The sequence below is a fragment of the Verminephrobacter aporrectodeae subsp. tuberculatae At4 genome (assembly GCF_000193225.1).
Lineage (GTDB): Bacteria > Pseudomonadota > Gammaproteobacteria > Burkholderiales > Burkholderiaceae_C > Acidovorax > Acidovorax aporrectodeae.
In genome coordinates this window covers 1-1,082 of the sequence record NZ_AFAL01000183.1, presented here as the reverse complement: position 1 = coordinate 1,082, position 1,082 = coordinate 1, and the positions used below count along the sequence as shown (strand labels likewise).

1 protein-coding gene and 1 pseudogene are annotated in these 1,082 nt (G+C 76.9%); both read left to right on the top strand.

Going from position 1 to position 1,082, the window contains the following annotated elements:
- Positions 1 to 476: pseudogene (locus VTU_RS0105670) on the top strand (type II secretion system protein GspL); the annotation flags it as partial.
- 8 nt (positions 477 to 484) lie between these two features.
- A complete protein-coding gene (locus VTU_RS0105665; RefSeq protein WP_236610641.1) occupies positions 485 to 1,009 on the top strand; it encodes a type II secretion system protein M in 525 nt (174 codons plus the stop codon).
- Positions 1,010 to 1,082: the final 73 nt, after the last annotated feature.

Sequence of the window (1,082 nt, the reverse complement as noted above, 5' to 3'; positions counted from 1 at the left end):
TCGGCAACGCGCTCGACGCGGGGCTGCACGCACCGCAATGGCGCGCCGCGCGCTGGGGCGCCGGGCTGCTCGCGCTGGCGCATCTGGCGGGCCTGAACGCCTGGGCCTGGCAGGAGCGTCGGGCGCTCACCGCGAAGCAGGCCGCCGTGCACAACGCGCTCACCCGGACCTTCCCGCAGGTGCGCGTGGTCGTCGACGCGCCCGTGCAGATGGAACGCGAGCTGGCCCTGCTGCGGCAGGCCGCGGGCAACGTCACGGCGCGCGATCTGGAACCCCTGCTCGCCGCAGCGGGCGCCGCCCTGCCCGCGGGCAGCCCGCCCACGGGAATCGAATACCGCCCCGGCGAACTGCGCCTGCACGGCGTGGCGCTGGCGCCCGAGACGCAAGCCGCATTCTCCGCAGGCCTGCAGGCCGCCGGCTACCAGGTGCGGCGTGACGAAGGCAGCCTGCTGCTGCAGGCCGAAGGCAGCCCATGACGCGCCGCATGCAACGCCTGCAGGAGCTCTGGAAAGCGCTGGCACCGCGCGAACAGGGCCTGGTGCTCGCGGCTGCCGGCCTGCTGGCGCTGGCGCTGCTGTGGTGGCTCGCGCTGGCGCCGGCGTTGACCACGCTGCGCGCCGCCCCCGCGCGCCACGCCACGCTCGACGCCCAGTTGCAGCGCATGCACAGCCTGCAGGCCGAGGCGCAGGAGCTGCAAGCGGCCCCCCAGCCCCCTCCCGGCGACGCCGTGGGCGCGCTGCGCACCGCGCTCGTGCAGCGTCTGGGCAACACGGCGCGGCTCGACGTGGTCGGCGAGCACGTCACCGTCACCCTCCAGGGCGCGCACGCCGAGCCGCTGGCCCAATGGCTCGCGCAGGCACGCAGCAATGCGCACACCACCCCGCTGGAGGCCCGCCTGACGCGCAGCGCCGCAGCGCCCGAGGGCGCTGCGGCCGACCCAGCCAACCGCAGCGCCCCGCGCTGGGACGGCACCCTGCTGCTGGCGCTGCCCGCGACCGCAGCGCGTTGATCCGCCGTCTCTCCTCCAGCCCCCCATGGCCCGCACCCCCCGCCCTGCCCCGGCCTCCCGGCCCCGCCCCACG

What these genes read in the sequence shown, in the direction of transcription:
- VTU_RS0105665 (WP_236610641.1), top strand. Translation starts at nt 485, where the DNA reads ATGCAACGCCTGCAGGAGCTCTGGAAAGCGCTGGCACCGCGCGAACAG.